General features: G+C 66.4%; 3 protein-coding genes and 3 pseudogenes. All 6 read left to right on the top strand.

Annotated elements, in window-relative coordinates:
* Nucleotides 1-611 (top strand): transposase (locus Tfont_RS14030; RefSeq protein WP_185974547.1); only part of this gene is annotated, 611 nt, incomplete at its 5' end.
* A gap of 194 nt (nt 612-805) precedes the next feature.
* Nucleotides 806-1,657 (top strand): annotated as a pseudogene (locus Tfont_RS14035) (BMP family ABC transporter substrate-binding protein); the annotation flags it as partial.
* A 204-nt stretch (nt 1,658-1,861) separates the two neighbouring features.
* Nucleotides 1,862-2,914, top strand: a complete 1,053-nt coding sequence (locus Tfont_RS14040) for an adenosine deaminase (protein WP_143969904.1) — start codon at nt 1,862-1,864, stop codon at nt 2,912-2,914.
* A gap of 123 nt (nt 2,915-3,037) precedes the next feature.
* A complete protein-coding gene (locus Tfont_RS14045) occupies nt 3,038-5,482 on the top strand; it encodes a penicillin acylase family protein (RefSeq protein ID WP_143969905.1) in 2,445 nt (814 codons plus the stop codon).
* Between the two features lie 136 nt (nt 5,483-5,618).
* Nucleotides 5,619-6,437: pseudogene (locus Tfont_RS14050) on the top strand (FAD-dependent oxidoreductase); the annotation flags it as partial.
* Between the two features lie 108 nt (nt 6,438-6,545).
* Nucleotides 6,546-6,740, top strand: a pseudogene (locus tag Tfont_RS14055) (IS91 family transposase); the annotation flags it as partial.

Raw genomic sequence — 6,740 nt, forward strand, 5'->3', positions numbered from 1 at the left:
AGCAGCGCAGCGAACCCACCAGCGACAAGCGCGGTGCCAAGGTTGATGAGCTGCACCTCACACCGCTGGAGCTGATCGACCGCATTGCCGCGCTGGTTCCCCCGCCACGCACCCACCGGCACCGCTATTTTGGCGTGTTGGCACCCAACTCGCCGCTCAGGGCTGCGGTGACGGCGCTGGCGACACCGGCGCAAGCCGCTCCCGTGCTGGGCGCGTCGATCAGCACGGGGGAGTGCGCGCCTGGTGTGGTACCGATGAGCAGCGCGCTGCCATCCCAGAGCGAGCCGGTGCTGCCCAAGCGTGCAGCGCACTACCTGTGGGCGGTGCTGATCGCCCGCATCTACGAGGTGTTCCCCCTCTTGTGTCCGCTGTGTGGCGGGCATATGCGCATCATCGCGTTCATTACGCACAGCGCTGACATCCGGCACATCCTGGACCACATCGGGGCAGATTCAGAGCCACCCCGCATCTCCCCGGCGCGCGGGCCACCGCTGTGGGATGACTGTAGTGATGCGCAGATGGATGACGGGGCGCAAACCGAGCCAGCAGACTGGGACCTAGCGGCGCAACCGGCACCGGACTTTGAGGTCGATCAGCGCATCAGTTGGTGAATGAACAAAGCGGCGATTTTGACTTGCCGCGAACTGGCTCTGCGCCCGGTACACGCCGAGCGCCGCAAATCACTCTCCTGAACGCCAAACCCTGGTGGTGAACCTGACACCTGGGCGGGAAAATCGAGTGTCTCAGCCGGCTTGATGGCGCTTCCGCGCGGTGCGATACTTGGCCTCATGCGGTTAAAACGCCTATCCGTGACATGGTCACGCAGGGCAACAAGCTGATCTTCGGCACCACGTTCGGCTACATGGACGTGATCCAGAAGCTGGGCGCCGAGTTCAAGGACGTGAAGTTCGAGCACGCCACCGGCTACAAGACCAGCGACAACACGCGCATCTACGACAGCCGCACCTACGAGGGCGCGTACCTCGCGGGCATCATCGCGGGCGCCATGACCAAGACCAATACGCTGGGCGTGGTGGGCTCGGTGCCGATTCCCGAGGTGATCCGCAACATCAACAGCTTCACGCTGGGCGCGCAGAGCGTGAACCCGCAGATCAAGACCAAGGTGGTCTGGGTCAACGAGTGGTTCAGCCCGCCGAAGGAGACCGAAGCCGCTACTTCGCTGATCAATGGCGGCGCCGACGTGCTGTTCCAGAACACCGACTCGCCCGCCGTTCTCAAGACCGCACAGGAAAAGGGCAAGCGCGCCTTCGGCTGGGACAGCGACATGACGGCGTACGGCCCCAAGGCCCACCTGGCGTCGGCCATCATCAACTGGGCTCCGTATTACACCAAGGCCACCAAGGACGTGCTGGAAGGCACCTGGACCACCGGCCAGCACTGGTGGGGTGTGAAGGAAGGCGCGATCGACCTCGTCTCCATCGCCGAGGACGTGCCCGCCGAGGCCAAGGCCAAGGTCGATGCGGCCAAGAACGGCCTGAAGGATGGCAGCTTCGTGATCTGGAAGGGCCCCATCGTGGACAACGCGGGCAAGACCGTCCTCGACCAGGGCGCAGTGGCTGATGACAAGTTCCTCACTAGCATCAGCTTCTACGTCAAGGGCGTGGAGGGCCAGGTGCCCGGCGGCGACAAGAAATAAGCGGCCATTGCCGCACCAGGCGGCTTTCTTTGCGGAGATCGTCCGCCCGGTACAACGAGCCACCCTTCGGGGTGGCTTTTTTGTCTGTATGGCCATGCCCGCCGTTGCGGGCCGGGAGGTGTTGCACATGGGCGCCGACAAGGCATCATCGGCCTACCGCCGCGATGTCCCGTAGGTTGCGGCCTCATTTTTTGGAGCCTGCCGATGTTCAAGGTCCCGCCCATTCCCGCCGAACGCCTGCCCGGCCTGCTGAGGGCCATGCCCAAGGCCGAACTGCACATCCACATCGAGGGCTCGCTCGAGCCCGAGATGATCTTCGCGCTGGCACAACGCAACGGTGTGCCGCTGCCCTACGCCAGCGTGGAAGAACTGCGCCGTGCCTACGCCTTCACCGATCTGCAGAGCTTCCTGGACATCTATTACGCAGGCGCCAGCGTGCTGCTGCATGAGCAGGATTTTTACGATATGGCCCGCGCCTATCTTGCGCGAGCAGCTATGGATAACGTAGCGCATGCGGAAATCTTCTTCGACCCGCAGACGCACACCGCGCGGGGCGTGCACATCGAGACCGTGATCAACGGGCTGCACCGTGCCTGCGCGGACGCGCGCAGCAGCCACGGCCTGTCTGCGTCGCTCATCCTGTGCTTTCTGCGGCACCTGAGCGAGGAGGACGCCCTCGCCACGCTGGAGCAGGCCCTGCCGCTGCTGGACCGCATCGTCGGCGTGGGGCTGGACAGTAGCGAGCGAGGCCACCCGCCCGAGAAGTTCGCCCGCGTGTTCGAGCGCTGCCGCGCCCTGGGCCTGCACGTGGTGGCCCATGCGGGTGAAGAGGGTCCGCCGGCCTATATCTGGAGCGCGCTCGACGTGCTGCAGGCCGAGCGCATCGACCACGGCGTGCAGGCCGTTCACGACCCGGCGCTGATGCGCCGACTGGCCGATGAGCGCATACCGCTCACCGTGTGCCCCTTGTCCAACCTGAAGCTGTGCGTGTTCCCGCGCCTGGCCGATCACAACCTGCCGCAGCTGCTGGAGGCGGGGCTGGCGGTGACCGTGAACTCCGACGATCCCGCGTACTTCGGCGGTTACGTCAACGACAACTTCACGCAGCTCTTCGCGGCGGTGCCGGCGCTCACGGCGCGCCATGCCTACCAGTTGGCCTGGAACAGCTTCGAGGCCAGCTTTGCCGCCGAAGCCGACAAGCGCGCATGGCACCACCGGCTCAAGGAGTGCTTCGAGCAGTTCACGGAGAACGACTGAGGCACCGCGGGGCGTGTCGCTCGCGCGCAGCCGGGTGCTAGGCATTCCGCTGCGTTGCGTCTATACTGCGTTGGCCCGGGCCGGGGGACCGGCAGGGGTGCACCACAACAAAGGAGACAACGCATGCAAGAGAGAGTGACTCGTGCTGCGGCGCCACGCGCGCTGTTGGCGACGGCGGTCCTGGCCCTGCTGGCCGGCTGCGGGGGCAACGACGAAGCGGACGACGCGCCGCTGGCGTACCAGGCGGAGATCCGCCGCACCGCGATGGGCGTGCCGCACATCAAGGCCTCCAACTGGGCCGGCGCGGGCTTCGGTATGGGGTATGTCCAGGCGCAGGACAACCTGTGCACGCTGGCGGATGCCTTCCTCACCTACCGGGGCGAGCGCTCGCGCTACTTTGGCGGCAGCGCACAGCTGGTCTACAACAGCACCATCGGACGCCCGCGCAACATCGACTCGGACTTCTTCCACCGCCATGTGATCTCCGCCGACGTGGTGCAGAAGATGGCCGCGGCGCAGCCCGAGAATCTGCGGCAGATGGTCGAGGGCTTCGTGGCCGGCTACAACCAGTACGTGGACGTTGCCAAGAAAGGGACGGCCCACGCGGCCTGCCGCAGCGAGGCATGGGTGCAGCCCATCACGCAGGAGGACGTCTGGCGCCGCATGTACGCTGCCAACCTGGCGGGGGGGTACAGCAATTTCGTGGAGGCCATCGCCAATGCCGTCGCCCCTGCCGCAGCCAAGGCCGGCGCGGCGCAAGACGCGCAGACCGCCCCGTCCCTGGACCAGCGCCTGACCACACCTCCCGCCCTGCAGGTGGGCGGTGACGCGGGCATCGGCAGCAACATGTATGGCTTTGCGCCGGCGGCCACGGGCGAGTCCAGCGGCGTGTTGTTCGGCAACCCCCACTGGTACTGGAAGGGGCCGGACCGGTTCTACCAGGCCCAGGTCACGATCGACAATCAGGTGAACGTCAGCGGCGTCGGATTCCTGGGCGTGCCGCTGGTGCTGATCGGCTTCAACGACAACGTGGCCTGGAGCCACACGGTCTCCACGGCGCGGCGCTTCGGCTTCTTCCAGCTGCAGCTGCAGTCGGGCGACCCCACCACCTACCTGCGTGACGGCCAGCCGGTCAAGATGGCGCCGCGCAGCATCACCGTGGCCAGCCGCAATGCCGACGGCACGCTGAGCGATGTGACGCGCACGCTGTACACCTCCGAGTACGGGCCGTTGGTCAACCTGGCGGGGCTCAACCCCGCTCTGGCGTGGAGCCAGAGCACGGCCTTCGCCATCCGTGACATCAACGGCGAGAACTTCCGCTCCTTCCGCAACTGGATGCGCTGGAACCAGGCGCGTTCGCTGGAAGAGTTCATAGCCATCCAGAAGGAAGAGTCCGCGATTCCATGGGTCAACACGGTGGCCGTGGGGCGTGGCAGCGCGCGGGTCTGGTACGCGGACATCGGCGCGGTGCCCAACGTGTCGCCCGAGCAGGTGGCCGCGTGCACCACGCCGTTCGGCGCGGCCGTGGGCGCGGCGCTGCCCAACGTGCCGTTCTTCGACGGCTCGCGCAGCGCCTGCGACTGGCAGACCGATGCGGACTCCAAGCAAAAGGGCGCCATCGGCCCGTCGCGCATGCCCAGCCTGTTGCGCGAGGACTATGTGGGCAACATGAACGACAGTTACTGGCTGTCCAACGCGAATGCCCCGCTCACGGGGTACCCGGCCATCTTCGGTCCCGCGGGCACGGCGGCGTTGACGTTGCGCACGCGCCTGGGCCACACCATGGCCCTGGAACGGCTGGCCGGCACCGACGGCTACACCGGCAACAAGGCCAGCGCCGCCATCGTGCGCGACATGGTGCTGAACAGCCGCGTGTTCTCGGCCGAGCGGTTCAAGGACGAGATCCTGACGCTGATCTGCACGCCCTCGCAATGGATGGTGAACGGTGCCACGGTGGACGCCACGCAGGCCTGCGCCACGCTGCGTGCGTGGGACAACCGCGGGAACAAGGAGTCCCGGGGCTCCCATCTGTGGGACGAGTTCTGGACCCGCGTGCCCACCACGGGGCTGTACTCGGTGCCCTTTGACGCGGCCGACCCGCTGAATACCCCGCGCGGTATCAACGTGGCGGCCGTGACCGCGCTGCGCCAGGCCATGGCCACGGCCATCAGCCGCGTGGGGCAGAGCGGGTTTGCGCTGGATGCACCGCGCGGCGAAGTGCTGTTTGCCACCAAGGGCGGTGCCAAATTGCCGCTGTACGGCGGCTGCGACGGCGTGGGCTACTTCACCATCACCTGTTCCGAGAACGACATCACGGCGGGCGGCTACAGCATGGACGGGCAGCCGGATGGCAACTCATACATGCAGGTGGTGAGCTTCCCCTCCAGCGGCGTGCAGGCCTACACCTTCCTGACGTTCTCGCTGTCCGACGATCCGGCGTCGCCGCATTTTGGCGACTACACCAAGGCCTACAGCGCCAAGCAGTGGGTGCGCATGCCGTTCTCGGAGTCCGAGATCACGGGCCACCCGGACTACCGGACGACCACCGTCTCCGCCAGCGCCAAGTAACGGCGCGCAACGGCGCGCAACGGCGCGCCGGTGCCATGCGCACCGGCCGGGACGACCCTCTGTGCAAAGGCCCCGCCATGCGGGGCCTTTGTTCATGGAGCGACGGGGAGGTGGCAGTTCACAGCGCGGTGCGCAGCCGCTGGTCAAGGTATGGCAGAAGATGAACCAGCACCGTTTCGACAACGTGATGCTGAATACCAAGACCGTGGCCGCCGAGGCCACGCCCGAGGGCATCAAGGTGAGCTTCGCGCCCGCCAAGGACGGCGTCACGGTGCCCGAGCCCCAGGTGTACGACCTGGTGCTGCAGGCCGTGGGCCGCACCCCCAACGGCAAGAAGATCGCCGCCGACAAGGCCGGCGTCGCCGTGACGGACCGCGGCTTCATCAACGTCGACATCCAGATGCGTACCAACGTGCCGCACATCTTCGCCATCGGCGACATCGTGGGCCAGCCCATGCTGGCGCACAAGGCGGTGCATGAAGCGCACGTGGCGGCCGAGGTCATCGCCGGTGAACTGCAGGGCAACAAGGAACTGGCAAGCGCCGCCTTCAACGCCCGCGTGATCCCGAGCGTGGCCTATACCGACCCCGAAGTGGCCTGGGTGGGTCTGACCGAGGACCAGGCCAAGGCGCAGGGCATCAAGGTCAAGAAGGGCCTGTTCCCCTGGGCGGCCAGCGGCCGCGCCATCGCCAACGGCCGTGACGAGGGCTTTACCAAGCTGCTGTTCGACGACAGCCCCGAGGCGCACGGCCACGGCCGCATCCTGGGCGGCGGCATGGTCGGCACGCATGCGGGCGACATGATCGGCGAGATCGCCCTGGCCATCGAGATGGGTGCGGACGCTGTCGACATCGGCAAGACCATCCACCCGCATCCGACGCTGGGCGAGAGCATCGGCATGGCGGCGGAAGTGGCGCATGGCAGCTGCACGGATGTGCCGCCTGCGCGCAAGTAAGTCCGCAGCCAAGCTACCCTGCCAAGGCCCGAACTGGCGACGGTTCGGGCCTTGTGCTTTGCGTACCCAAACAATCGCCGCAGAATACTGTGCATTTGTACAGTATTCATGTCAGCCACTTCCAAGCCCAAGCTCTACAACCCACGCCACCCCGAACGCACGCTGCTCTACCAAATGGTAGCCGAGCACTACGAGACCTGGCTAGAGTTGGCCAGCGCGGGTCAGTTCGACGGCCAGGGCGACCACCACACCCCCAAGCCCTTCGTGCGCAAAGCGTTTGCCAAGTATCTTGAGTGCGGCATC

Source organism: Tepidimonas fonticaldi (assembly GCF_007556755.1).
GTDB lineage: Bacteria > Pseudomonadota > Gammaproteobacteria > Burkholderiales > Burkholderiaceae_C > Tepidimonas > Tepidimonas fonticaldi.

Coding starts and splice junctions, on each gene's coding strand:
- Tfont_RS14045 (WP_143969905.1), top strand. CDS start 3,038: ATGCAAGAGAGAGTGACTCGTGCTGCGGCGCCACGCGCGCTGTTGGCG.
- Tfont_RS14040 (WP_143969904.1), top strand. CDS start 1,862: ATGTTCAAGGTCCCGCCCATTCCCGCCGAACGCCTGCCCGGCCTGCTG.